The sequence below is a fragment of the Paenibacillus pinihumi DSM 23905 = JCM 16419 genome (assembly GCF_000422505.1).
In the GTDB taxonomy this organism is placed as follows: Bacteria; Bacillota; Bacilli; order Paenibacillales; family Paenibacillaceae; genus Paenibacillus_D; species Paenibacillus_D pinihumi.
In genome coordinates this window covers 599711-625020 of the sequence record NZ_KE383864.1, presented here as the reverse complement: position 1 = coordinate 625020, position 25310 = coordinate 599711, and the positions used below count along the sequence as shown (strand labels likewise).

20 protein-coding genes are annotated in these 25310 nt (G+C 53.4%); 18 read left to right on the top strand and 2 right to left on the bottom strand.

All coding sequences use genetic code 11. The annotated features are described in order from the left end of the window. Positions 1-8: 8 nt before the first annotated feature. Positions 9-353 (bottom strand): YugN family protein, encoded by a 345-nt coding sequence (locus tag H583_RS0117010; protein WP_028561519.1) that lies wholly within the window; start codon positions 351-353, stop codon positions 9-11. A 252-nt stretch (positions 354-605) separates the two neighbouring features. On the opposite strand from H583_RS0117010, the gene H583_RS0117005 reads away from it, so the two are divergent. The 10 genes from H583_RS0117005 (at position 606) to H583_RS33260 (ending at position 11267) form a co-directional block, all read left to right on the top strand. Beyond that, on the top strand, positions 606-1793 hold the full coding sequence (locus H583_RS0117005) for a M20 family metallopeptidase (protein ID WP_028561518.1): 1188 nt from the start codon (positions 606-608) through the stop codon (positions 1791-1793). A 102-nt stretch (positions 1794-1895) separates the two neighbouring features. After that, positions 1896-2333: a CBS domain-containing protein gene (locus H583_RS0117000; RefSeq protein WP_028561517.1), complete on the top strand. Its 438-nt coding sequence runs from the start codon at positions 1896-1898 to the stop codon at positions 2331-2333. 342 nt (positions 2334-2675) lie between these two features. Then, complete coding sequence (locus H583_RS0116995; RefSeq protein WP_028561516.1) at positions 2676-4355, top strand: DNA repair helicase XPB; 1680 nt, start codon at positions 2676-2678, stop codon at positions 4353-4355. Further along, positions 4352-6340, top strand: a complete 1989-nt coding sequence (locus H583_RS0116990; RefSeq protein ID WP_028561515.1) for a helicase-associated domain-containing protein — start codon at positions 4352-4354, stop codon at positions 6338-6340. The genes H583_RS0116995 and H583_RS0116990 overlap by 4 nt, the downstream gene beginning before the upstream one ends. A 77-nt stretch (positions 6341-6417) precedes the next feature. Beyond that, positions 6418-6912, top strand: a complete 495-nt coding sequence (locus tag H583_RS0116985; protein WP_081667297.1) for a YlbF/YmcA family competence regulator — start codon at positions 6418-6420, stop codon at positions 6910-6912. A 54-nt stretch (positions 6913-6966) separates the two neighbouring features. Next, complete coding sequence (locus H583_RS0116980) at positions 6967-7230, top strand: YlbG family protein (protein WP_028561513.1); 264 nt, start codon at positions 6967-6969, stop codon at positions 7228-7230. Between the two features lie 470 nt (positions 7231-7700). After that, positions 7701-8138: a hypothetical protein gene (locus H583_RS0116975; protein ID WP_028561512.1), complete on the top strand. Its 438-nt coding sequence runs from the start codon at positions 7701-7703 to the stop codon at positions 8136-8138. A 226-nt stretch (positions 8139-8364) separates the two neighbouring features. Continuing rightward, positions 8365-9276 (top strand): selenium metabolism-associated LysR family transcriptional regulator, encoded by a 912-nt coding sequence (locus H583_RS0116970; protein ID WP_028561511.1) that lies wholly within the window; start codon positions 8365-8367, stop codon positions 9274-9276. Further along, positions 9267-10103: a PHP domain-containing protein gene (locus tag H583_RS0116965; RefSeq protein WP_028561510.1), complete on the top strand. Its 837-nt coding sequence runs from the start codon at positions 9267-9269 to the stop codon at positions 10101-10103. The genes H583_RS0116970 and H583_RS0116965 overlap by 10 nt, the downstream gene beginning before the upstream one ends. 333 nt (positions 10104-10436) lie before the next feature. Then, complete coding sequence (locus H583_RS33260) at positions 10437-11267, top strand: serine hydrolase domain-containing protein (RefSeq protein ID WP_051236550.1); 831 nt, start codon at positions 10437-10439, stop codon at positions 11265-11267. Between the two features lie 27 nt (positions 11268-11294). Here H583_RS33260 and H583_RS0116955 read toward each other — a convergent pair whose 3' ends face one another. Continuing rightward, a complete protein-coding gene (locus tag H583_RS0116955; protein WP_028561509.1) occupies positions 11295-13061 on the bottom strand; it encodes an Rqc2 family fibronectin-binding protein in 1767 nt (588 codons plus the stop codon). A gap of 266 nt (positions 13062-13327) precedes the next feature. Here H583_RS0116955 and H583_RS0116950 point away from each other — a divergent pair, with 266 nt between their 5' ends. The 8 genes from H583_RS0116950 (at position 13328) to priA (ending at position 25012) form a co-directional block, all read left to right on the top strand. After that, complete coding sequence (locus H583_RS0116950) at positions 13328-16105, top strand: calcium-translocating P-type ATPase, SERCA-type (RefSeq protein ID WP_028561508.1); 2778 nt, start codon at positions 13328-13330, stop codon at positions 16103-16105. Positions 16106-16459: 354 nt separating this feature from the next. Continuing rightward, positions 16460-17290, top strand: a complete 831-nt coding sequence (gene dapF / locus H583_RS0116945) for a diaminopimelate epimerase (RefSeq protein WP_028561507.1) — start codon at positions 16460-16462, stop codon at positions 17288-17290. A gap of 245 nt (positions 17291-17535) precedes the next feature. Next, positions 17536-19437 carry a bifunctional homocysteine S-methyltransferase/methylenetetrahydrofolate reductase gene (locus H583_RS0116940; RefSeq protein WP_028561506.1) on the top strand — a complete coding sequence of 634 codons (1902 nt, stop codon included), beginning with the start codon at positions 17536-17538 and terminating at the stop codon, positions 19435-19437. A gap of 306 nt (positions 19438-19743) precedes the next feature. Next, on the top strand, positions 19744-20004 hold the full coding sequence (gene remA, locus H583_RS0116935) for an extracellular matrix/biofilm regulator RemA (RefSeq protein WP_005548256.1): 261 nt from the start codon (positions 19744-19746) through the stop codon (positions 20002-20004). A 12-nt stretch (positions 20005-20016) separates the two neighbouring features. Next, positions 20017-20634, top strand: coding sequence for a guanylate kinase (gene gmk, locus H583_RS33255; protein ID WP_036709872.1), 618 nt, complete (start codon positions 20017-20019; stop codon positions 20632-20634). A gap of 15 nt (positions 20635-20649) precedes the next feature. Then, the gene (rpoZ, locus tag H583_RS0116925; protein WP_028561505.1) at positions 20650-20859 is read left to right on the top strand and encodes a DNA-directed RNA polymerase subunit omega; all 210 of its coding nucleotides are present in this window, start codon (positions 20650-20652) and stop codon (positions 20857-20859) included. A gap of 428 nt (positions 20860-21287) precedes the next feature. Next, entirely contained in the window at positions 21288-22505 is a 1218-nt protein-coding gene (coaBC, locus tag H583_RS0116920) for a bifunctional phosphopantothenoylcysteine decarboxylase/phosphopantothenate--cysteine ligase CoaBC (RefSeq protein WP_028561504.1), read from the top strand. Next, a complete protein-coding gene (gene priA, locus H583_RS0116915; RefSeq protein ID WP_028561503.1) occupies positions 22502-25012 on the top strand; it encodes a primosomal protein N' in 2511 nt (836 codons plus the stop codon). The genes coaBC and priA overlap by 4 nt, the downstream gene beginning before the upstream one ends. The last annotated feature ends 298 nt before the right edge of the window (positions 25013-25310 follow it).

Here is a 25310-nt window from a genome sequence, read left to right as displayed (position 1 = left end):
CCCCCAGGCTACGCAAGAAGTTTTGTCAGGTCCTGCAAACGTTGCGTTGCTGTATTCAGAATTTGTTGCGGAACCGGAGATTCGTATTCCATACCGTGCGGGAAAGTAGCCCGTCCGATATAAACCGCTTCAATGCTCAAAATGGCATGAGGCTGCTCCAGCTTGCCTTCTACAGCGCGTGTATTGATGCGCAGAAAATAAACCTGCTTGCTCGCACTGTCTTCCAGCTTCAAATCGTATGTAGCGCGATAGTAATCCCACTGCCAACGTACGAAACCAAGCTTTTCGCCCGATTCATCAAGGTGGGCCAGATCGCTGGTCACTCCATTAAGACCGCTATTGTCAATAATCAAGGAAAATCCCCCTCCAAATAACAAAACGTTTTCTTTTATCATGATAGTATGTTTCCCTTGACAGTGCAAGCCTACCGGAATTGTGTTTTCATCCAAACGTGTCATTCTTGCGAATAATTAGTCCTTCTATATGAAAACTCCCCATTTGTTTCAGTACTGTCTTCTGTTAAAATAAGAGCGACTGCCGGCGTTAAGTAAAGCCGGAAGCAAGGTTTGTATGAGCGTAAATATGGCAAGGGGGGACTTGCGGTGATGACCAAGCCGTTTAATGATGTCAGAAGCATGCAAAGCCTCTATTCCAAAATGGTCGGCTGGCGAAGACATCTTCATCGTCATCCGGAGCTCTCCTATGAGGAGAAGCAAACATCGCATTACATCGCCGAGCAGCTTAGAGCAATGGGCTGCGAGCCGGTTACAGATGTAGGCGGACACGGGGTAACAGTCCTGATTCAAGGCGAAAAGCCGGGACCGGTCGTGGCGCTGCGAGCGGATATTGATGCACTGCCCATTCAGGACCGGAAGCAGGTAGACTATATTTCCACCGTACCTGGCGTGATGCACGCCTGCGGGCATGATGCCCATACCGCGACATTGCTTGGCGTAGCCAAGTATTATATGGACAACTGCTCCCATATTGCGGGGGCGAGGAAGCTGATCTTCCAGCCGGCAGAGGAAATAACGCCAGGCGGAGCACTTCCCATGATCAGAGAAGGCGTCCTTGAGGATGTGGATGCGATTTATGGGGTTCATTTGTGGACGCCGCTGCCGCTGGGCACAGTAGCTTCCAAGGCAGGGCCGTTTATGGCGGCGCCGGATGAATTTTACATTGAAATCACAGGCCGTGGCGGACACGCTGGTATTCCCCACGAGACCGTTGATGCTATTATTATCGGAAGCGCGCTAGTTGGCGCGTTGCAGACAATAGTCAGCCGCAACGTCAATCCGCTGGAGCCAGCCGTGCTGTCAGTCGGCTCCTTCCAGGCGGGAAGCACAACGAATGTGATTGCCGAAACCGCATATTTGCGGGGCACGGTGCGGACTTTCAACCCCCAGACGCGGGCGCTGATCCGCAAGCGGATGGAGGAAATTATTGAACAGACCTGTACGATGTATGGAGGCAAGGGCGTCCTGGATTACCGGGAAGGCTATCCGGCAGTTGTGAACGAAGCGAGTGAAATTGACCGTTTCTTCAGTGTTGGATCTGAGATCCTGCCAAAGGAGCAGGTACAGGAATCCGGCCTGATCATGGCTGGAGAGGACTTTTCGTATTATTTGCAGCAGCGCAAGGGCTGCTTTATGTTCGTCGGTGCCGGCAATCCGGATAAGGGAGCAAACTATCCGCATCACCATCCAATGTTCGATCTGGATGAGGATGCGATGCTGATCTCGGCCAATCTTTTGATCGGCATGGCTGAAAATTACGCCGGCAATCCGGATTGATGCCGTTTATATTCAAAAAATGGTTCGTATGATAAAAGCGGGCGCAGGTCAATCTATCGTAGGTACGATAACCGTATTTACTTCACGATGGAGGACTGCGCAATGAGAACGGTAAGAGAGATTATGACGACAGACTGCATCACTGCGACACAGCAGGATAATATTTATGAGCTGGCTTGCATGATGAAGAACAATGATATCGGCTTTGTGCCGGTCGTAGAAGGCAAGAAACTGATCGGTGTTGTAACGGACCGCGATCTGGTTGTACGCGGCTATGCCCAGAAGCATTCCGGCTCTACATCGGCGGCTGAGGTAATCACCACAGATATTGAGACGGTTGATCCATCAGCATCTGTAGATGAAGCGGCACACAAGATGGCAAGCAGCCAGATTCGCCGTCTGCCAGTTGTGGAGAACGGAGAATTGCTTGGCATTGTTGCAATCGGCGACCTCGCCATCCGTGAAATCTTTGCTGATAATGCGGGTGAGGCGCTGAGCCATATCTCTGAGCAGGATAACCAGCCTTCAGCTGTTCATTAATTTCACTTGACGATTGTTTCAATTGACTGGCAAATCCCCTGTCTGCATCTGCAGGCAGGGGATTTGTGTTGACAGCGCGTTATTGATGCAGCAGGAGCAGCAAGCCTGAATCCCATTGCAGCTGGCTAGTATATCAAGAGGAAGCTGTTCCCGTGTCGGCGGGGAGCAGCTTTTTTTTTGCTTTGCAAAACTGGAATAAAATGGCCGGGTAATCCGCACAATAAGAAGGACGAAAAAACAAGCAGACGGGCTTTTTAAGGGTTCTGCTGCACAGCAGCTCATCACGAAGGAAAAGCGGCGGACAGTGATTCAGCCCGAATGCGTATGAAAGGATAGAGACATTTGACATACCAATCAGGTGCCATAATCGTACAGCCGGACTATACAGTCTTGCTGGACAAGCGGCATCCCCAAGGAGAGCAGGCGGCCGAACAGCTTGCCCGTTTTGCTGATTTGATCAAACGGCCGGGGGATTTGCATACGTACCGGATAACCCCGCTGTCCGTATGGAACGCAGCGGCTGCAGGCGTGTCAGCAGATGAAATACTCGATGCGCTGGAGCAGCATAACCGTTTTGAACTGCCGTTCCAGGTGGAGACAGGCATCGCGGATTGGGCTGCGCGTTACGGACAGTTGCGTCTGGAGCAGCGGGACGGAAAGATGCTGCTGGTGGGGAATGATCCAAAGGTGCTGGAGAATTTGGCCGAAAAGCCTGCGGTTCGTGACAGCCTGATTGCTCCGGTATCCGGGTGCGCATGGGAAATCCGTCCTGCCCATCGCGGCCGGCTCAAGCAGGAGCTGATCCGCATCGGCTATCCGGTGCTGGATTTGGCTGGCTATCATACCGGAGAGCAGTTGCAGGTGGACACCCGGGGGCTGGCATTAAGGGACTATCAGTTGCGGGCGGTTGAATTGTTTTACAAAGAGGGCAGCGTACAGGGCGGCAGCGGTGTGCTGGTTCTGCCTTGCGGAGCAGGGAAGACTGTCGTCGGGCTGGCAGCGCTTGCCGAGCTGAAATGCGCGACACTGATTTTAACGTCAAATGTGATCTCGGTGAAGCAGTGGAAGAAAGAGCTGCTGGACAAGACTACTCTTAAGGAAAGTGATATCGGGGAATATGCGGGGGAGCTGCGGGAAGTGCGTCCCGTTACAATTGCAACTTATCAAATTATGACGCACCGCGGAGCCAAGAAAGATGAGTATGTGCATATGAAGCTGTTCAGTGAACGGAACTGGGGCCTGATTATTTACGATGAGGTTCATTTGCTCCCTGCCCCGGTATTCCGGATGACGGCCGAAATTCAGACGACGCGGAGAATGGGACTGACCGCAACGCTTGTCCGCGAGGACGGGCGCGAGGAGGATGTGTTCTCGTTAATCGGCCCCAAGCAGTTTGATCTGCCATGGAAAACACTTGAGAGCAAGGGCTGGATCGCCTCCTTGTCTTGTGTGGAGATTCGCGTTCCGCTTGCGGAAGCAAGCCGGGAACGGTATTACAAGGCGGAGCCAAGGGGCAAGCAGCGTCTGGCGAGTGAAAATCCGCTCAAACTTGAGGTCATTATGGAACTGATGGAGCGTCATGCCGGGCAGCAGATTTTAATTATTGGGCAATACCTGAATCAATTGGAGCAGCTGTCCTTGCGGCTTGGCGTGCCTCTGCTGACCGGAAGCACGCCACATCATGAAAGGGAACTTTTGTTTGAGCGGTTCAGGCAAGGGAAGCTTCCGGTGCTTGTTGTGTCCAAGGTGGCCAATTTTGCCGTCAATCTGCCGGATGCTTCGGTCGCCATTCAGGTGTCGGGCAGTTTTGGCTCCAGACAGGAGGAAGCGCAGCGGACAGGACGTATATTGCGGCCCAAGGCCGGAAGCAATGAAGCGCACTTCTACAGCCTGGTAACAGACGGCACAAAGGAGACTGAATTTGCCCTCAAGCGGCAAATGTTTATGATTGAGCAGGGTTATTCATATGAGCTTGAAATATGGGACGGCGAGGCAGAATCGGGAAAGGCGGTAGTGACATGAGAACGGCGGAAATTGCTTCGCGCTTTGGCGAACCGGCTTTGAATGAATGGATTGACAGCCATCCGGTGTGGGAGGAAGCGGCTGTCCGCCGGCTTGACTGGCGAAGCGCCCAATTGGACAGCACTGTACTTGCAGGAGCGGCGGAGAAGCTTTCTGCAAGAGCGCGCGGCCTGCTGGAACTGGTGCTTCGCAAATTTGGCCCGCTTCCTTTTGACGAGGAGAGACTGCGCGTGCTGGGTCGTCTTCAGGGGCGATGGTCAGGCGCAGAGCTGATACAGGGACTGGTAGAACTTAGACAGGCGGGTATTGTGTTTGCGGTACGCAAATCGTGGGGGGATGAACTTTTCTTTTTGCCGGGAGATGCCTTTGGAGCCTGGCTGCACGCCTTGTTCCCGTTCTGCCCGATACCTCTTGCCAGAGAGCAGGTACGTCAGATGGAGGGCCGGGAAGGGGCGGACCAAGCACCGCTTAGTATGCAGATCCTGGGCGGGCTGCGGACAATGGTAACGGCCGGAATGCAGTTTAATGCCAATGGAGTTTTGCCCAAGAAGGTGATCAGCAAGGCTGCAGCTCGATTATCGATGAATGAAGCAGGGCTGGAAGGCTGGGCGGCGGCATTTGCCTATCGGGATGAGTACCCCAAACCGGTAGCCCTTCTGCTTGATCTGGCGTTGTCACAGGGGCTGCTGCGGGAGGAAGAGAACGGTTATGTATGGAACACGGAGACAGGCGGGATGTGGCTGGAATTGTCTGCTGAGCAAAGGGAAACTGAGCTTGCGGCTTTATTTGTCAGCCGGTACATGACTGCCGATCCTTCGCTGGCCTTTCCTTCTGCAGCACTGCTCTATGTGAAGCCGTTCAAATGGTACGCTGTGAGTGATGCCGCTGCCTGGCTTGCCGATGTGGTGCTTTGCGGTCCCGCATCGGACCAGCAGTCCCCATCTGCTTCAGAGGGGCTCAATTGCTGCTTGCGGATCTTTCAGGCCTGCGGATGGCTGGAGCAGGGCAAGCTAAAGGACGGCACACCTGTTTTTCGCTGGAGGGCCCCTGATAGAGGGGGAGAACGCCCAAAGACGGAGCCGGGAAGAATTTATGTCCAGCCGGATTGTGAAATCATAGCCGCGCAGGATATTTCTTACCATGTCCGGTGGATGCTGGAGGAAGTGGCGGAGAATGCGCAGACCGGAGTTGTCACGGTATACCGGATGACGCAGGGGGCGGTTGCCGGAGCGGTAAATAAGGGCTGGACAGGAGAAGGGCTGCTGCAATTTCTGCAAGACGCTTCAGGTGATGTGGTTCCGGATAATGTGGCTTCACTCATTAGGCAATGGTCCCGGCAAGCGGGCAGTGTCTCCGTCGAGCAGATGACGCTGCTGCGCTGCGCTGACATCGGGATTGCTGACCAGCTTGCTGCCGAACAGCCGCTGCAGGGGCTGCTGGGTGAGCGTCTTGGTGACCGGGCGTTTGTCATAGAAGTGCAGCATCTGGACAGTCTGCTGAAAAAACTGGAGCGGATCGGCTGTTATGCGGATAAGCCACAGCCATCTGTGCAGCCTGAGCCTGCAGGAAAGGGGCGGAATAAATCCCGCTCATCCCGTACGCAGGCGGATAAGCCTTCAGCAGAGCTGTTCTATGATCCGGTTGGGCTGAAACATTTTACACTGCGTACCGAGGTTCCGGAGCATACGCCGGCGCATGAAGCGTTAAACCGGCTTCCGGCATCATGGACACGCCAGTTTCGGGCTTATCACGCATCCACCAAGCGCGAAATGCTGGAGCAGGCGCTTGATCTGCATACGGCAGTCGAACTGCGCACGGGCAACTCCACATTGTCCTTTATCCCATCACGTTTGCATGATGCGGATGGCAGCTGGCGGGTCGAAGGCTGGATGAAGCAGGAGAGTGAAGCCGAGCCGTTGGAAATCTCGCTCCATCCGGAAATGTGGCAGGAGATGCGTCTGATTGTCCCGGTGGCGGAGGAATGAATATACTCTACTTTTTATACGTTTTCGTGTTATGATAGGAGAGGAATTCAATTTCATAATGGAGAAGAGGTGCATACATGCCGACTGCCGAAAAAACGTCCGTTTTACCAAGCGATGCTTTTGGCTATGGGGAACAAGTTGCTACGTTGGATATGGCAGGGTTGCTTCTGAACGCTTACGAGCTGGGAGATATGATTATTGATTCGGCAGATGTTGCCGATTACTTATATTGGAAAACTGTTGTCGCTGCTGATGAAGAGGTGCAAGAGCTCAAGAAGGCATTTCTGAAGGCCAAAGATTTTTTTCAGGAATGTCAGCGGTTCGGACGGTTTCATCCGGATTTTCATGCGGCGAAGGACAAGGTCAAGCAGATTCAAAGCGTGCTCGACAGCCATGAATGTGTAAGACGCTACAAGGAAGCAGAGGTTGCGGTTGACCAGCTTCTGTACGAAATATCCCACCTGATTGCCACCTCGGTATCGGATACAATCAAGGTGCCGGGCAATGAATCTGTAGGCTCAGGCTGCGGGAGCGGAGGTTCCTGCAGCTGCGGAAGCGGGGGCTGCGGTTAATCGCAGCCGGCCTGGCGGCCGCCAGACAAAATGAAAAAAGAACGGAGGGAAGCTGTGTTTTCAGAACGGACGGGTTATATTATCTGGGTTAATGATTTGAAAGCTGCCCGTTCCCTCGACAAGTATGGGAACGTCTACTATATGTCAAGAAAAATGCACTATGTCGTCATTTATATGAATGCCGACCGCGCTGAGGATACAGTACGCAACATTCAGCGGCTGCCTTTCGTCAAAAGAATTGAGCGTTCTTACCGCAACGAGATCAAAACGGAATACACTTCGAATGTACCGGACAAAACCCGCTTTTACAGCTTGTAAATCCGGTTGGCATCGAACCTTTTCATGAAAGAAAATACATTCCAGATTAGATTTGACAGCTTGATGATGTTGTAAAAATGTTATGCCTCCCGGCCTGTCCGGGGGGCTTTCTCTCAACATAGAAGCGATTATTGTGCGGAAAAATTGCGAAGGATGAAAATTGTTCTGCTGCATAACTGGTTGCTTACGAATAGCAATTATCACCGGATATTGTATTTGCGCCGATTACCGTATGCATTTCTTATTCGAGCAGTTATTAATGCCGGACCGCTAAGAAATAGTGCTGGACGAGTTTGATTATTTGCCTAATAATGGGTTTTGTGTTTTTATATGTTTATAATGAATGAGAATCATTTGCATTTGGCAGAATTATTATTTTTTCATTTGAAATCTTGCTTAGGCATGGTAGAATATGTAGTAACTATTTTTATAAAGAAAAGGGCTGCTTTCCGGGGAGGAGTGGATTCGAGATGAAAGACAAAACGACCGAAAGATGGAATACTTACGAGTCATTTCATATCGTGCTTGGTGATAAAAAAGTTGCAGATGTCGTCATCACGAACCATGCCAAAATCCGTTGGGCAGACCGTATCGAAAGCGAGAAAACCGGCTTCGAGGATATTGCCGACTTCATTTGGCAAAGCTTGAAACAGGGGCGGGTGCAGCCTTACTACAGGAATGAAGAGGATGTCTACCTCATTGATGAGGACTTGGTGTTCGTAGCTGAATTCGCTGTACTGGAAGGTGAAACCGATTTAATTGGCAATCCTTTGCACAAAATGATCGTGGTCACATTCCTGGGGCGCATGTCCGAGACAATCGAATTAAGGGACCTGAAATCGTACTATTCCTGGCTTCGCCATTCCAGACGGATGACCTTGATCAAGAATAGCCGCAAGCGGAAATAACGGCCGTTCGGGATAACTGGCCTGTTAAGGAAATAGAGCAAAAGCAAGCACGTACCGTTCTTTAGGTACGTGCTTTTCAAATCTTTTGAGATAGTCTTGCCTACTGCCCGGTACATGATCATACAGGCGGGAAGGCAGATAGGGAAGGATAGTTGCGGCCTGTCACGAGCGCATGGAGCGCAAAATACGGACGGTTTAGCTGTATTTGTACAAGGAGGATAGAGTGATGGCTTTAAATTTTCATCAGCTTCATATTTTTTTTACGGTTGCGGAAAAGGGAAGCTTCTCTGCCGCAGCGCAGTCGCTCCATATGACACAGCCTGCCGTAACGATGCAGGTGCAGTCGCTGGAGGATTATTTTGGAACGAAGCTGCTGCTGCGCTCCACCAAGCGGATTGAGCTGACAGAAGCAGGAAGGGCACTTATGCCGTTTGCCCAGCGCAGCATCGATCTCATTCGGGAGACGGATGCTTCGATGTCCAAGTTTACGAAGCAGCTCAAGGGCCGCTTGCAGCTTGGGTCGAGCCTGACGATCGGAGAATATATTTTGCCCCGGCTGCTGGGACCGTTCGGCCAGGAGTATCCGCATATCGCCATCAGCATGAAGGTAATGAATACCGCGCAAATTATGGAAGACATATTGAACCACCAGCTTAATTTTGGTTTGATCGAGGCGCCGGTCAATCATCCGGATATGCATATGGAGGCGGTAATGAGCGATGAGTTGTATCTGATCGTACCTGCCGGACATCCGCTGGCCGAGGCGGAGAGCGTCGAAATCGCTGATGTGCTGGGTTATCCTTTTGTACTCCGGGAACAGGGGTCTGGAACAAGGCTTGTGATGGAGGAGGAGTTGCGCAGACGGGACATTGATCTCACTTCAATAAAAATCGTCATGGAGCTTGGAAGCACGGGCGCTGTCAAATCGGCGGTTGAAGCAGGTCTTGGCGTATCTTTTGTCTCGGCCTCATCCGTCAAGCATGAGGTCGCACTGGGGCTGATAGCGGTCGTGCCGCTTAAGGATGTGCGGTTTAAGCGGCAATTTTACTCCATTTATCTTAAATCCGCCCTGCTTCCGATTTCGGCCGTTACCTTCCTGACTTTTTTGAGAGAGAGGGATTTGCAGCAATGGTTATAGACCGTGCGGATTTGCATGCTCATACGACAGTTTCTGACGGGACGAGAACACCGGCTGAGGTCATACGGCTGGCAGCGGAAAAAGGGCTTGCGGCTGTAGCCATCACAGACCATGATACGATGGGCGGTGTGGAGGAGGCGCTGGAAGAAGGGGCCAAATTGGGTATTACGGTTGTTCCCGGCATTGAGATCAGCACATCGGCTTCCGGCAAGGATATTCATATTCTTGGCTACTATGCCGACTGGCGGGATGCGAAGTGGAAGCAGCGGCTGGAGCTGCTGCGCACAGGACGCGGGCGCCGCAACGAACAGATCGTTGAAGCTCTGCAGCAACATGGCATTTCGATTACAATGGATGAGGTTGTCACTGCTGCCGGACAGCTGGAAGGGCGCAAGAGTATCGGCAGACCGCATATTGCCGCTGTGCTGGTGGAGAAGGGGATTGTATCCACGATATCGGAGGCGTTCGAACAGTGGATTGGTTCCGGGAAACCGGGGTACGTCAATCTGGCCAAAGTATCGCCTTTCGAGGCGGTGGAATGGATTCGCGAAGCCGGCGGAACGAGTGTCATTGCCCATCCGGGTCTATATGGCGATGATGAACTGGTGGAGGATATTATCCGTCACGGGGTGGACGGCATTGAGGTTTGTCATTCAGACCATACAGCAGAGGATGAGTCGCGTTATTCGGCTTTGGCAAGGCGCTACGGCTTGCTGGAGACCGCAGGCTCGGACTATCACGGCGAACGACAGGGTGTTGTATTTCATGGGGATTTGGGCAGCCATACCGTCGATGTGAAGGTACTGGAACAACTGCGGCGTCCATAAGGAAAGGCTGATAAAGTGCAATAGGCTGCAGACCCGCAAGTCTGGCAGACCTTGTTTAACCGGATATATGGGGCCGGGAGGATTGAACCTTTTTCAAGGTCATCCTCCTGGCTTTTTATATGCGTCCGCATTTCATTATACGGAAGTGGTCATTAATTCATTTAAGCGAGCGTAACTTACTCATTGAAAACGAAGCCCTAAACAAAGGCATGAGTTTAAAGGTTCTGCTGACCGGTCAGCACCTTTCAGGCACAATATTGCAAAATTCGGATGTATCGGCTACAATACATATCAAATGATATGTATCATTAGTTTTTTAAGGAGGTGCCGGATTTGAAAGGGACTGCTGGTCAGCCGTCTATTGATAAACTTGTGTCTCGCGTATTAAGTTCAGACCGGATTACAGGGGCGGTGCTTTGCGTCGAAACAGGAGACCGCTCATTTACTGCTGTAAGCAGCGGCGGCAATCTGCAGGCAAATGATTATTACTTTGTGGCAAGCGTAACGAAGCTGTATGTGACTGCAATACTGTTGAATTTGAGAAGGGAGAAGCGACTGCACCTGGATGATCCGATCGGCAAGTTCCTGCCTGAGGCGGATATCAAGGGCATTCATGTCTATAAAGGAACGGACTATTCACATACAATTACAGTCAGGCAGCTGATGTCCAACACTTCTGGAATTCCGGATTATTTTTCTTTTTCTGCGTTCCGGGAATTGCAGCGGGGAAAGGATCAGCCATGGGAAATGGGCAAGGTGCTGGAGACTGCAAAACAATTGAAGCCCCGGTTCACGCCGGGCCAGAGAGGAAAAGCGCAATATTCGGATACAAATTACCGGTTGCTCGGCAGCTTGATAGAGAATGCTGCTTCAGAATCCCTGCGGGAGACGCTGAATCGGTACATTGTGCATCCGCTACAGCTGGAGTTTACCTATCTGTATGAAGATGCTGATGACGTGCGGCCTGCTCCCCTGACGTACCGGGCCAAGCAACTGCATCTTCCAAAGTACATGTCTTCTATTGGTGCAGAGGGAGCGGTTGTATCCACTGCGCAGGAGACGATGAAATTCCTGAGGGCTTTTATGGGTGGTGGGCTGTTCCGAAAAAAGAAGCCAGACTATCTCGTCAGAGACGAGAAAGTCTGGCTGTTTTTAATATGCTGAAATTCCTTTTGGGCAGGCGGGTTTGTTCTATGTTTTGACTTGGCAAGGCAGCCCCTTGATCCGCTGCTCATCCGGCGTAATGAACAATGTCTTTTGATGATCATAAGTGACAAAGCCGGGCTTGGAGCCGTTCGGTTTGCGCACGTGGCGGATCAGAGTGTAATCCACGGGTACCATGCTGGAGGATTTGGCCTGGCTGTAATAGGCAGCGAGCAATGCGGCTTCTTCCAGCGTCGCGTCCCCGAAGCTGATCTCGCGAATTACAACATGCGAACCGGGGATGTCCTTTGTATGCAGCCATGTCTCGGACGGGCCGGCCAGCCGGTTGGTCAAATACTCATTTTGCGTATTGTTTTTTCCGACCAGAATGGCAATGCCCTCAGAGGAAGTGTAGTGCAGCAGAGCCGGTTTAGCCGCTTTTTTCTTCTTGGGTCCCTTGCGGCTGCGGGCTTTCAGGTAGCCTTGCTCAACCAGCTCGTCACGGATTTCATCCAGGTCGGACAGAGCCGCACTCCCAAGCTGCTGGAGCAGGGAATCAAAATAGGCAATATCGGCCCGGGCAACCTGAATTTGTTCATGAACGGCAACGACGCTATTCTTGCTTTTGGTATACGTTTTGAAATAGCGCTGGGCATTTTCGGAAGGTGTCAACTGAGGATCGAGCGCAATAGTAATGAGCGGCTGCTCTTCCTCGTAGTAATTGACGATCTCTGCGCTTTTTTGTCCCCGTTCGATCTGGTGCATGTAGGTTGTCAGAAGCTCTCCGAGCACTCTGTATTTATCCGCATCCTTCGCTTCTTCCAGCGTGTTCTCCAGTTTTTCAATTTTTTTCGCATTTTTATTTTTTTCGTTTTGCACGAAACGGATGAGATCATTCGCACGCTGCTTGACGGTATCCCGCTCGGCCTTGTCCCCGTAGAACGCCTCCAGACACGCGCTGATGGTTTCGTAAGTCTGCACCTCGGCATCATTCAGATGCGTAAGCGTTGTGACAGAAAAATGCGATTTCCCCTCCGGACTGGTGGCGATGACCGGCGTGTAATTGCCGTCCCGCACCTGCTGCATGACATCATTGAAGCTGAGCCAGAGCGTTTCTATCCCTTCTTCTCCATGCTGGCCTGTGCCGGCAGTTTGTCGGCTGCGGTAGGCAATCTCCTTGGCGAGCAGCGGGCTGATTCCGCTGAAGGCGTCAACAAGCTGCTTGTCGGCAGTGACAGGCTCCTCCTTGGCAGCTGCGGAGAAGGCGGCTTCGAAAGCGGCCTGGCCGGTAATGTGAACCGGATCGGCCTTATGCTGGTCAGGCGGTGCAATATACTGGCTGCCGGGCATGATGATCCGGTAGCTGCTAATGGCCGGCGTGACATGATGGATGCCGTCATGAATGGTCTGGGTGGCGGGATCAAGAAGAATTATATTGCTGTGGCGTCCCATAATCTCCACCACAATTGTTTTCAGGGATACGTCGCCAAGCTCATCCCGCCGTCTGACGGACAGGCGGAGAATCCGCTCACGGTCGGTCTGCTCGATATTTTCGATCACGCCGCCCTCGCAATACTTGCGGAGCAGCATGCAAAACATCGGAGCCTCCAGCGGATTGACGAAGCTTTGTTGTGTCAAATGGGCCCGCGGATAGGTCGGGTTGGCGGACAACAGCAGCTTAACCTGGCTGCCGTTGCCGCGAATCTGAAGAACCAGATCGCGAGGGTTGGGCTGATGAATTTTATGAATACGCGCGCCAATGAGCGGCTTCAGCTCGCCCGTTATTGCGCTTGTTACGATGCCGTCAAGGGCCATAGTTAGTGTCTCCTTTAAAAGAAAATGATTGGTACTGAGATATGAGGCAACGAATATTGGAGCCTTCGGCCTGCGTGTGCCAGCGAGGCCCCGCACTGCTCTAACTTCTATCATGCCATAGTTAGGACAAAAACTTAAGTCCTTCCCTGGGATATTTTCCGGTTTGTCCGAATACATTTAGGCATGAGGGGCTGTCCGGGCCGTGTCTTTCGGATCTGGAGCGGCCGTGAACGAAAAGGCGGCGTGAAGCGGAGGGAGACTGAACAATGGAACAGAAACAATGGTACCAGATGGATTCAAGCGAGCTCTCAGAGAGGCTTGGATTTGTACCGGAGCAGGGTCTGGCTGCCAGTGAGGCGTCTGAACGGCTGACCAGATTTGGCCGCAATGAGCTGTCCGAGGGCAAGCGGATCTCGCCCCTGGCCCTGCTGTTGAATCAATTCAAGGATTTTATGGTGTTGGTTCTGGTAGGAGCAACCCTGATATCCGGCCTGCTCGGCGAGTATTTGGACGCACTTACGATTGTCGCCATCATTATCATTAATGGGGTGCTTGGTTTTATACAGGAGTTCCGGGCGGAGCGCTCGCTGCGCGCCTTGAAGGAGCTGTCCGCGCCCACAGCACATGTCATCCGGGATGGCGAGTCCAGGGTCTTGCCCGCGGTTGAGCTGGTGCCGGGGGACATCATCGTGCTGGAATCAGGTGACCGGCTGCCGGCCGACGTACGTTTTCTGGAGACGAACAGTCTGTACGCCGAGGAATCGGCATTGACCGGGGAGTCTGTGCCTGTAGGCAAAACGCCATCGGCAATTGCTGATAGCGACCTGCCGATTGGTGACCAGCGCAATCTCGGCTTTATGGGAACGATGGTTACCCGGGGTACGGCTAAAGCTGTTGTTGTGCGTACGGGCATGAATACGGAAATGGGCAAAATCGCCGATCTGATCTCCCAGACCGATTCCATGGATACGCCGCTGCAGCATCGTCTGGAGCAGCTCGGGAAAATTTTGATCGGCGTTGCGGTCGGCTTGACGATTCTTGTTGTCGTGGCCGGTATTTTACATGGACAGCCTGCTTACGGCATGTTCCTGGCAGGAGTCAGCCTTGCCGTTGCAGCGATTCCGGAAGGACTGCCGGCAATTGTGACGATTGCACTGGCCCTCGGTGTGCAGCGGATGATTAAGCGCAAGGCCATAGTGCGCAAGCTGCCATCGGTCGAGACGCTCGGCTGTGCCTCAGTGATCTGCTCGGACAAAACGGGAACGCTGACGCAAAACAAAATGACCGTCACGAGGATGTGGCTCGGGGGACGATGGCTGGATATCAGCGGAGAGGGCTATGAACCTGTGGGGGAAGTAATCGAGAACGGGACAGCCGCTGATTTGAAAAATGACCAGCATTTGCGCCGTCTCCTGCAGGTGGCGGCACTGTGTAACAATGCCTTGCTGTACAGACAGCCTGTGGAGACGGACAAACGGCGTAAAAATAAAGATGAAGCTGCAGAGGAATGGGTACTGCAAGGCGATCCTACAGAAGGGGCGCTTGCCGTGCTGGCGGCCAAGCTTGGCGTATCGGCGAAATCGCTGGAGGGTATTTATAAGCGGGTCAAGGAGCTGCCGTTCGATTCCGAGCGCAAGCGGATGTCTGTTTTGGTCCATCATCAGGGCGGCCGGCTGCTCTGTACGAAGGGAGCCCCGGACCTGCTGCTGGAGCAGTGCAGTTACATCCTGTGGGACGGCAAGGTTGTGCCGCTGACGGCCAGCCTGCGGCAGAAGGTTGCTGCAGGCTCCGAACAGATGGCGGCGGATGCGCTGCGCGTACTCGGGATGGCCTATCGTGATCTGCGGCCGCATGACGCCTGTGAGACGGAGCAGGAGACGGAAAGCCAGCTCACCTTTGTCGGCTTGACCGGCATGATTGACCCGCCGCGCCGCGAGGTGCGCGATGCAATTGCGACTTGCCGGAGGGCGGGCATCAAGACGGTCATGATTACCGGGGACCATCAAATGACGGCGGAAGCCATTGCCGGCCAGCTTGGCATTATGCCGCGCGGCGGCAGAGCTGTTAACGGCCGCGAGCTGTCAGTGATGACGGATGAGGAACTGGACGCATGCGTAGACAATGTCTATGTGTACGCACGGGTGTCGCCGGAGCATAAGCTGCGCATCGTCAAGTCGCTTCAGCGCAAAGGGCATGTCGTTGCAATGACCGGGGACGGGGTGAATGATGCCCCGGCGATCAAGGCGTCGGATATCGGCATCTCGATGGGCATTACAGGAACGGATGTGTCCAAGGAAGCGTCTGCGCTTGTGCTGAGCGATGACAATTTTGCCACTATCGTGGCGGCGATTGAAGAGGGCCGGGGCATCTATGAAAATATCCGCAAATTTATCCGATACCTGCTTGCTTCCAATGTCGGCGAGATTCTGACGATGTTCCTGGCCATGATGGCCGGCCTGCCGCTGCCGCTTGTGCCGATCCAAATTTTGTGGGTTAACCTTGTTACCGACGGCCTGCCTGCGATGGCGCTGGGCGTAGACCAGTCGGAGAAGGACCTGATGCAGCAAAAACCGCGCTCGGCGAAGGAAAATATATTCGCCCGGCGTCTCGGCTGGAAGATCATCAGCCGCGGTATTCTGATCGGTGTCTGCACGCTGGCCGCCTTCTGGATTACGCTGCGTTCGGGAGCCGAACTGATCGAAGCGCAGACCGTCGCTTTTGCAACGCTGGTACTGGCCCAACTGATTCACGTATTTGACTGCCGCAGCTCCAGATCGATTTTCCACCGCAACCCGTTTCAGAACCGCTATCTGGTACTGGCTGTACTGTCCTCGCTCGTGCTGATGCTGGGTGTTGTCTATATTGAAGCGCTGCAGCCGATCTTCAAGACAGTGCCGCTTGATTTCCGCGCCTGGTGCCTGGTATTTGTAGCAGCAGGGATTCCGACTTTCGTAATGGGAATCGGAAGTGTGCTTGGCACATCGGGCGGCAAGAAGACGAAGAAGCGGCTGGACTTCCGCAGTTCGCATCCGGCTGCCAGATAAACAGCTTTTGCAGCGCACACTCGTGCGGCTGCCCAGGGGAGAACCCCGGGCAGCCGCTTTTATTATTGTGCGGGAGCAGACATCCTGCCCGCCTGGGACGGTATGTTTTTACAGCTCCTATCCGGCACAATAAGGCTGGTTTTTAAAGGTCCGCGGCCGGACCATGTTCGTTTCCGAAAGGTTCATAGGGTTGGCGGAGGTCTGCCGGAATGATCGGTCTCAGCGCGGATAGAGCATTCAAGGGCAATAGCGCAATAGTGCAAATAATGCTACAAAATGTGAATTCCGTTCCGCGCCCTGTTTCCTCTATGCTAAGAGCATAATAAAAGCAACAGGACAAGGGAGTTGTGAAAGATGGATTTTACGAAAATGCACGGACTTGGCAATGACTTTATTATCGTTCACGGGGAACAGGCGCTTCCCGGAAATGCAAGTGAGCTGGCGGTAACCCTTTGCAACCGTTTCTTCGGTATTGGAGCGGACGGGCTGGTGTACATTTTGCCTTCGGAGCAAGCGGATTTCCGCATGCGGATTATTAATTCAGACGGCTCGGAGGCGGAGCAATGCGGCAATGCAATCCGCTGTGTAGCCAAATATGTGTACGATAACGGCCTGACAGCCAAAGAAGAGCTAACGATTGAGACGCTTGGCGCAGGGGTGCAGAAGGTGCAGCTTACGGTGGAAAAGGGGACCGTTACGCGGGTTCGTGTCGATATGGGCGCGCCAATACTTGCGGGCTTGAAGGTACCGACTACAATTGACGCTGAGCAGGTTGTCGCTCATCCGATTGAGGTGGACGGCCGCGAGTTTGCCTTCACAGCGGTATCGATGGGTAATCCCCACTGTGTCATCTACGTGGACAACGCCAAAGAATTCGATCTGGCTGTTTGGGGACCAAAGCTGGAAACCCATCCGTTGTTCCCGCGCAAAGTCAATGTAGAATTTGTAACTGTCAACTCCCGTACGCATACGGATATGCGCGTCTGGGAGCGCGGTGCCGGACCGACGCTCGCATGCGGCACAGGCGCTTGTGCAACTGTAGTTTCCTCGGTGCTTAACGGCTTGACAGACCGCAAGGCAACCGTCTCGCTAAAGGGTGGCGACCTGCTGATCGAGTGGAGCGGGGAAGACAATCATGTGTATATGTCCGGACCTGCTTCCGTTGTTTTCCGGGGGAGCCTGTAAATTCAATGTAAATTTCCTGTAAAGGGATAGAAGCAACAATCGTGAAAATGAACACATTTTACCGCAAATAGAGTATAATAGTTTCATAGACTTGCAAATAGGCACCGGAAAATTGCGCCCTTTTGAGAGAGGGGGGAGCTTTTTTCCGGTTTGAATTTGTATTTGCGGTTCTACTGCGGAATGCCCGGATGTACTGGTTTTTAAGAGGGCCCGGGGATTTACGCTTCTGGAGGTGGAGAGCTTCAATGAAACTAAGTTTGCGGCAGGCACTACAGACAACCTGGTTGACCGGCGACGGTGCGATGGGGACGTTTCTCCATCAGCAAGGCTTTCCTGTCAATGTATCCTATGAGGAATTTAACGTGCTCCGTCCGGAGCTTGTAGAGGGCGTTCACCGGCTTTATTATGAAGCTGGCGCGCGTATTATTGAGACGAATACATTTTCAGCAAATTATGAAAATATGTACAAATACGGTCTGGAAAGCGAAGTAGAGGCCATTAACCGCGCAGGCGTGCGGATTGCCCGCTCATCTGTCGGCAGCGACGCTTATGTCGTCGGGGCAGTCGGCTCGATCCGTGCAGGGAAAAAGCGCAATATCGGCATGTCCCAAGTGACGAAGGCATTTGAGCAGCAGCTTGGCGTTTTAATGGATGAAGGTGTGGACGGTATCCTGCTGGAGACCTTTTACGATCTGGAGGAAATGCAGCTTGCACTGCGGCTTATCCGCAAAGCTGGCGACCTTCCGGTTATTTGCCAGTTCGCGGTAGAGGATGTGGGCCGGACGCAGGACGGTTACAGCCTGAATGAAGCTTTCGCTTTGCTTGCAGCGGAAGGGGCGGATGTGGTTGGTCTGAACTGCCGCAGCGGTCCGGCAGGTATATTGCGGGCACTCAATACGATGAGCGAGCCAGTAGAGCTTCCGCTTTCGGTGTTCCCTAATGCCGGTTTTCCCGACTATGTTGATGGAAAATATATGTATGCGGCGACACCGGAATATTTTGCCGACGCGGCGATCCGGTTTGCCGACCGCGGCGCGCGGATTATCGGCGGCTGCTGCGGAACTACTCCTGAGCATATTGCGGCGATTGCGGGTGCGCTTGGCAGCTATCAGCCATCACCGTTTGAGCCGGGTACTGTACGTACCGAAAAACTGGAGCCTGCAAGCGCAAAAGCAGGCAGCAATGCTGGCGATGTTACAGTGAACGAGGCGGACATGCAGCCTCCGGCAGACCAGGAGCCAAGTCTTGTCGACAGGGTGAGAGAGCGTCACACGGTGATCGTGGAGCTCGATCCGCCGCGTGATCTGGATATCCGTAAATTTATGGCTGGCTGTGCTGCTTTGCAGAAAGTTAATGCAGACGCCGTAACACTGGCGGATAACTCGCTTGCTGTCACCCGGATGAGCAATCTGGCGCTGGCTGCTGTTATCAAGAAGCAGGTAGGATTGCGTCCGCTCGTGCATATCGCGTGCCGGGACCGCAACCTGATCGGAACCCAGTCGCACATGATGGGACTGGATGCGCTTGGCATCGACCATGTGCTGGCCGTTACAGGCGACCCCGCACGGTTCGGAGATCTCCCGGACTCCAGCTCCGTCTACGATCTGACATCCTTCGAGATGATCCGGATGATCAAGCAGCTGAATGCCGGGACGGCATTTTCCGGGAAGCCGCTCAAGCAAAAAGCGAATTTCGTCGTTGGTGCGGCTTTTAATCCGAATGTAAAGCATTTGGACAAAGCGATCCAGCGTCTGGAGCGCAAGATTGATTCCGGAGCGGACTATATTATGACTCAGCCTGTCTATGATCCGGAACTGATCAAACGGATGGCTGAAGGGACGAAGCATTTGTCCGTGCCGGTGTTTATCGGCATTATGCCGCTGGCCAGCGGACGGAATGCGGAATATTTGCATAATGAGGTGCCGGGGATTCAGCTCTCCGATGAGGTTCGCAGAAGAATGGCGGGCCTCGAGGGCGAGGCGGGACGCGCCGAGGGCGTCAAGATTGCCGAGGAGCTGCTGGACACCGCGCTGGAATATTTTAAAGGCATCTATTTGATTACACCGTTTATGTTCTACGAGATGTCGGTCAGCCTGACCGAATATGTATGGCAAAAAACAGGCCGTACGCAGCCTCTTGTTCTCTAACAAACGGACCGATTTTCAAAGCAAAGGCTTTTTCTCTTGTTCCTGTTGACAAAATGAATTAGAATAGGATCATGGATGTGTTTGCCATCGCCCGCCAAGCAACGGCGCAGCTTTCCTGTTTCTTACAGGACAGGCTCGTGAAATGAATGCGGCCGGGCCAGGCGAAATAACGGAACGTATGCACCAGGCGTTTTTCGTCAAGAATAGTGCAATCCGCTAGCAGTAACCCGGCCAAGTTCTTGCGTCGATTATACATTTTGTTCTTTCGGGTGAATGCTACAAGGAAGACCGGAGGGGAAGCCTGCAATGGCGATTAAATTAATTAATATCGGATTTGGTAATATTGTCTCTGCGAATCGCATTATTTCAATCGTCAGTCCGGAATCGGCACCGATCAAACGGATTATTCAGGAGGCCCGCGACCGTCACATGCTGATTGATGCGACTTACGGCCGCCGCACTAGAGCTGTTATTATTACCGACAGCGACCATGTTATCCTTTCGGCTGTTCAACCTGAGACGGTGGCACACCGCCTATCGACGAAGGATGACGACAACGACGAATAGATGGGGAGTATCATGAGAAAAGGACTTTTATTTGTATTGTCCGGTCCCTCTGGCGTGGGCAAGGGAACTGTCTGCACCGTGCTTCGGCAAAAAATGCCGGAGCTGGTGTATTCGGTTTCCGCGACTACACGCTTGCCAAGACAGGGAGAACTGGATGGAGTCAATTATTTTTTCAAAACAAAAGAGCAGTTCAAAGACATGATCGCGCGTGATGCGCTGCTGGAATATGCTGAGTATGTCGGCAATTATTACGGCACGCCCCGCGATTTTGTAGAGAGGACTCTTGAAAGCGGCAAGGACATCATTCTTGAAATTGAGGTTCAGGGCGCTTTGAAGGTGAAGGAGAAATTCTCTGAGGGCATTTTTATTTTCCTGCTTCCGCCTTCGCTGGACGTACTCAAGGAGCGGATTACAGGACGCGGCACCGAGACAGAGGATCTGATCCAGAACCGGATGAACGTTGCGGTGGAAGAGATGAACCTGATTCAGCATTACGATTACGCAGTGGTGAATGATGAGCTGGATGCCGCCTGCCACAGGATTGAAAGCATCGTAACTGCTGAGCATTGCAAGAGATCGCGTTATGTCAGTGAGCTGAACCGGATGCAGACTGCATCGGAAAAAGCATGAATGAGGTGAAGAAATATGTTGTATCCATCTATTGATGAAATGGTAAAAAAGGTTGACAGCAAATATTCTTTGGTAGTTGCTGCTTCACGGCGTGCGCGCATGCTGCGCGACGGCGATAAAACGGAGCTGAAATCTCCCAAATCCCACAAGTTTGTCGGGGTTGCGCTGGAGGAAATTTATCACGATCATATTCTGGTTGAATCCAACCCGGATATCAAAAACTAAAAGCAAATTAACCAATGAACCCGCCAGTAGCCGGTTGTCAGCTAGCTGCCGGCAGGACAGTCATTTGGAGATTGTACAGGTTATCCAATGAAAATATATAGACCGCCCTTGATCAAGCAAGGTCTATATATTTTGCCTTGGGGCGCAAGGTGCAGCAGGCAGGCTGTTCCCGTAAGGCCGACAACTAAATGGTTTTGACTACAGTGACAACCCCAGCGGTTGTTATTTTTTTAACATATAACGCGAAACGAAGTTTTTACCCGTCCTTTCCAAGGACGGCAAAGTCGTTTACGCTAGACTATCCGGATATTCATAACTGCATCAGTGCAGTTTTTTGCCTTTAAGGGGGTAGTTTGGCACGCCGTTTGATATTTAGACCGGAGCCTATGGAATCCGGTTGTTCAAGAGAATGGGGAGTGGCTTCGATGATGCTGAAGGGAAAAACAATTGTGCTGGGCGTTACAGGGGGAATCGCTGCTTACAAGGCAGCTGCATTATGCAGCAAGCTTGTGAAGCTTGGTGCGGATGTGCGGGTAATCATGACGGAATCGGCGGTCAAATTCATCACACCGTTAACCTTGCAGGTGCTCTCCCGCCATTCTGTCTATACCGATACCTTCGATGAGCAGGACCCGTCTGTCGTTTCCCATATTGATCTGGCAGACAGCGCGGACCTGATTATCGTTGCACCTGCGACTGCCAACGCGATTGCCAAGATGGCCCACGGGCTGGCGGATGATATGCTGAGCACGACACTGCTCGCTGCAACGGCTCCCGTGGTTGTCGCCCCGGCTATGAATGTTCATATGTATGAGCATCCGGCTGTTATGCATAATATGAAGCTGCTCGCATCGCGGGGAGTTCGTTTTGTCGAGCCTGGCGTCGGGCTGCTGGCCTGCGGTTATGTAGGGAAGGGCAGACTGGCTGAGCCGGAAGATATAGCGGAGGCGGCCGTTCAATTTTTTCAGCGGTCTGAAGTGCTCAAGGGCAAAAAAGTGCTGGTCACAGCCGGCGGAACTATGGAGCGAATTGATCCGGTCCGCTATCTGACCAATGATTCCTCCGGAAAAATGGGCTTTGCGATCGCGGCTGCTGCCAAAGAACTGGGGGCTGAGGTCACGGTAATTGCCGCCCGGACCTTTGCCGAAGCGCCTGCCGATGTAGATCTGGTGCAGGTGGAGTCAGCTGAGGAAATGCTTAAGGAAGTGCTGAACCGGTTCGATGTTACAGATATTGTGGTCAAGGCGGCTGCCGTAGCTGATTACCGGCCTGCGGCCCAATTCGGTGAAAAGTTGAAAAAGACGGGCAGCACGCTTGTCATTGAACTGGAAAAGACACCGGATATATTGGAGACACTGGGCCAGCGCAAACAAGATCAGCTTCTTATCGGCTTCGCGGCGGAAACGTCGAATCTGGAGCACTACGCGATGGACAAGCTGCGGCGCAAAAACTGCGATCTGATTGTCGGCAATGATGTGTCACAGGAAGGTGCGGGTTTTCACGGGGACACGAATATTGTGCAAATCTTTGATTCCTCAGGCGAAGTTGCCTCCTGGCCGATGATTTCCAAGCGCGAGATAGCCGAGCGGCTGATGAATCTGGCAGCTGAGCGGCTGTCCACAGGCAAAGGAGCAGGGGGACAATGATTGCACGTGTCATTGTCGATGTGCCGAGCAGGCAGACCGACCGCCCCTTTGATTATGAGGTACCCGCGGCATTTGAGAGCTGGATCGGGGTTGGCAGCCGGGTCGGCGTTCCCTTTGGCGGACGGACGCTGCAGGGCTTTGTTGTAGGGCTGGCTGATGAATCCGAGGTATCGGGCAGCCGGTTGAAGCCCGTAGCTGAACTGCTGGACCCGGTACCGCCCTTGTCGCCGGACTTGATTGAGCTGGCGCAGTGGATAAGTGAAAAATATTGCTGCACCTGGATTTCCGCCCTGCAGGCGATGATTCCATCGGCTCTGAAGGGCAAGGCAGAGCGGTATATTGCGCTGGGCAACGAGTCTGGCAATACTCTGGCAGGCAGCAGTTCCAGTGACGGAATGTCCGGTCTGCCCGGGGAGCTGCGCGAATATATTGCCCGCCATGGGATGGTCAAGCTGGATGCGCTTCAGACCCGCTTTCCGCAATGGACGCTGCTGCTGTCTGCGGCGCTGCGCAGCGGGGAGTTGACGGAGCGGGTAGCAGTCAAGGACCGCCTGGCGGTGAAGAAGGTGCTGACCGTATTCCCGGCTCTTGATGCAGATCAGCTTCATGAAGAGATGGCCAAGCTGCCGGCGCGCGCTGCCAAGCAGCGGGAGCTGCTGGAGGCAATAGCAGCTGCCGAAGGCGGCATTGCGCTTCAGCAGCTGCTCGGGAACATTGGCGGCTCCGCTTCGAGTGTGCGTGCGCTGGCGGATAAGGGCCTTGTTGAGCTGCGTGAAGTACAGCAGGACCGGGACCCGTATGCCGGACGCGATTTTGGTATATCCGAGCCGCTTGCTCTCATGCCGGGGCAGGCGGATGTATATGAGACAATTACGCGGACGGTCATAGCACGGGAGTCCAAAGTATTTCTGCTGCAAGGGGTGACCGGGAGCGGCAAGACGGAGGTCTACCTGCAGTCCATTGCCCTATGTATTGAACAGGGCCGTCAGGCAATCGTGCTGGTGCCGGAGATTTCCCTGACGCCGCAGATGGTTGAACGGTTCAAATCCCGCTTTGGCGATGCGGTTGCCGTGCTGCACAGCCGTCTGTCCGGCGGGGAGCGCTATGATGAGTGGCGCAAGATCAAGGAGCGGCGGGTGAAGGTGGCGATCGGCGCCCGCTCGGCTATTTTTGCTCCGTTTGAGCAAATCGGACTGATTATAATCGATGAGGAGCATGAGTCTTCCTACAAGCAGGAGGAGACGCCCAAATATCATGCGCGCGAGGTTGCGGTCAAGCGGGCCCGGCAGCATAACGCAGTGGTCGTACTCGGCTCAGCGACACCGTCGCTGGAAAGCTTCATGGCCGCCCGGCGCGCATCGCTTCAGCTTGGAGGCGGTGCGCTGTTGCCGCTGCCGCAGCGGGCGCTGGGAAGGCCGCTGCCGCCTGTCGAGGTGGTGGATATGCGCGAGGAGCTGAAGGATGGCAACCGTTCCATGTTCAGCCGCCGGCTGCACAGCGCGCTCCAGCAATGTCTGGAGCGCGGTGAGCAGGCGGTACTGCTGCTCAATCGCCGGGGATATTCAACCTTTGTCATGTGCCGTTCCTGCGGCTATACGGCGGGTTGTCCGCACTGCGATATTTCGCTGACCTATCATCAGCGGACGCGTATGCTAAGATGCCATTACTGCGGCCATGCGGAGCGCTCGCCCGAGACATGTCCGGACTGCGGGAGCGAGCATATCCGCTTTTTCGGGACGGGTACGCAGCGGGTAGAAGAGGAACTCGTCAAGCTGTTCCCCGGCATCCGGGTAATCCGTATGGATGTCGATACGACAACAGAGAAAGGTTCGCATGAGAAGTGGCTGACCCAATTCGGCCAGCACAAGGCTGATGTGCTGCTTGGCACCCAAATGGTCGCCAAGGGACTCGACTTCCCGCTTGTGACGCTGGTTGGGGTTATTGCTGCGGATTCCAGTCTCAATCTGCCGGACTTCCGTGCGGCAGAGAAGACTTTTCAGCTGCTTACCCAGGTAGCAGGTCGGGCGGGACGCCATCATCTCCCGGGACAGGTTGTCATTCAATCTTATATGCCGGAGCATTATTCGATTCAGACGGCAAAACTGCATGATTATGACGCGTTTTTGGAAGAGGAGCTGAAGCACAGGCGTTTGCTGTCGTATCCGCCGTTTTGCCGGCTTGTGCTGGTGACGATGTCACATGAACAGCTGCCGCTGCTTGTCCAGCAGGGGGAGTTGTTCGCCGAAGGGCTGCGCGAGCTCGCGGCAAGGCAGGGCGTGCTGGGTGATCTTGGCAGCAGGCAGGAGCGTGTAATGAGCATACTTGGTCCGGTCGCCTCGCCGATTCCAAGGCTAAAGGATCGCTACCGTTTTCAATGTATGATAAAATATCGGGGAAGCGTCGATGCGGTCGGCTTAGTCCGGCAGGCGCTTGCACCGCTGCAGGAAGGTTCGCAGCAGGGCAAGGTGCAGTTCAGTGTCGATGTTGATCCTCAGGTAATTATGTAGCCATTATGCAGCCATAATGCGGCCGGCAATCGCATAGTTTTTACTCAGCAAGTTTGCCCTTAGCGGGCGGCCGCTTTTGGCCTCTTAGAATAAAAATTTTTTAATAGACCGGTCACATGGCAAGCTGTACGTATACAATAGGCATAGATGTGTTTCGGTGCAGTATGGGACACCATATGGCCCGCAGGCAATGCCGTGTGCCGTGCACACTTGATAGCTTTCACAAATCAATTGTGACAAAAAGCCATGGCAGTGCGCCTGCTCATCATGCTACTCCACATAAAATTTCAGATAAAGG

Excerpts from the sequence above, each read along its gene's own strand:
- H583_RS0116975 (WP_028561512.1), top strand. The coding sequence starts at position 7,701 with ATGAAAGACAAAACGACCGAAAGATGGAATACTTACGAGTCATTTCAT.
- H583_RS0116950 (WP_028561508.1), top strand. The coding sequence starts at position 13,328 with ATGGAACAGAAACAATGGTACCAGATGGATTCAAGCGAGCTCTCAGAG.
- H583_RS0116955 (WP_028561509.1), bottom strand. The coding sequence starts at position 13,061 with ATGGCCCTTGACGGCATCGTAACAAGCGCAATAACGGGCGAGCTGAAG.
- H583_RS0116965 (WP_028561510.1), top strand. The coding sequence starts at position 9,267 with ATGGTTATAGACCGTGCGGATTTGCATGCTCATACGACAGTTTCTGAC.
- dapF (WP_028561507.1), top strand. The coding sequence starts at position 16,460 with ATGGATTTTACGAAAATGCACGGACTTGGCAATGACTTTATTATCGTT.
- H583_RS0116985 (WP_081667297.1), top strand. The coding sequence starts at position 6,418 with ATGCCGACTGCCGAAAAAACGTCCGTTTTACCAAGCGATGCTTTTGGC.
- gmk (WP_036709872.1), top strand. The coding sequence starts at position 20,017 with ATGAGAAAAGGACTTTTATTTGTATTGTCCGGTCCCTCTGGCGTGGGC.
- rpoZ (WP_028561505.1), top strand. The coding sequence starts at position 20,650 with ATGTTGTATCCATCTATTGATGAAATGGTAAAAAAGGTTGACAGCAAA.
- H583_RS0117005 (WP_028561518.1), top strand. The coding sequence starts at position 606 with ATGACCAAGCCGTTTAATGATGTCAGAAGCATGCAAAGCCTCTATTCC.
- H583_RS0116990 (WP_028561515.1), top strand. The coding sequence starts at position 4,352 with ATGAGAACGGCGGAAATTGCTTCGCGCTTTGGCGAACCGGCTTTGAAT.
- coaBC (WP_028561504.1), top strand. The coding sequence starts at position 21,288 with ATGCTGAAGGGAAAAACAATTGTGCTGGGCGTTACAGGGGGAATCGCT.
- H583_RS0116940 (WP_028561506.1), top strand. The coding sequence starts at position 17,536 with ATGAAACTAAGTTTGCGGCAGGCACTACAGACAACCTGGTTGACCGGC.
- remA (WP_005548256.1), top strand. The coding sequence starts at position 19,744 with ATGGCGATTAAATTAATTAATATCGGATTTGGTAATATTGTCTCTGCG.
- H583_RS0117000 (WP_028561517.1), top strand. The coding sequence starts at position 1,896 with ATGAGAACGGTAAGAGAGATTATGACGACAGACTGCATCACTGCGACA.
- priA (WP_028561503.1), top strand. The coding sequence starts at position 22,502 with ATGATTGCACGTGTCATTGTCGATGTGCCGAGCAGGCAGACCGACCGC.
- H583_RS0116970 (WP_028561511.1), top strand. The coding sequence starts at position 8,365 with ATGGCTTTAAATTTTCATCAGCTTCATATTTTTTTTACGGTTGCGGAA.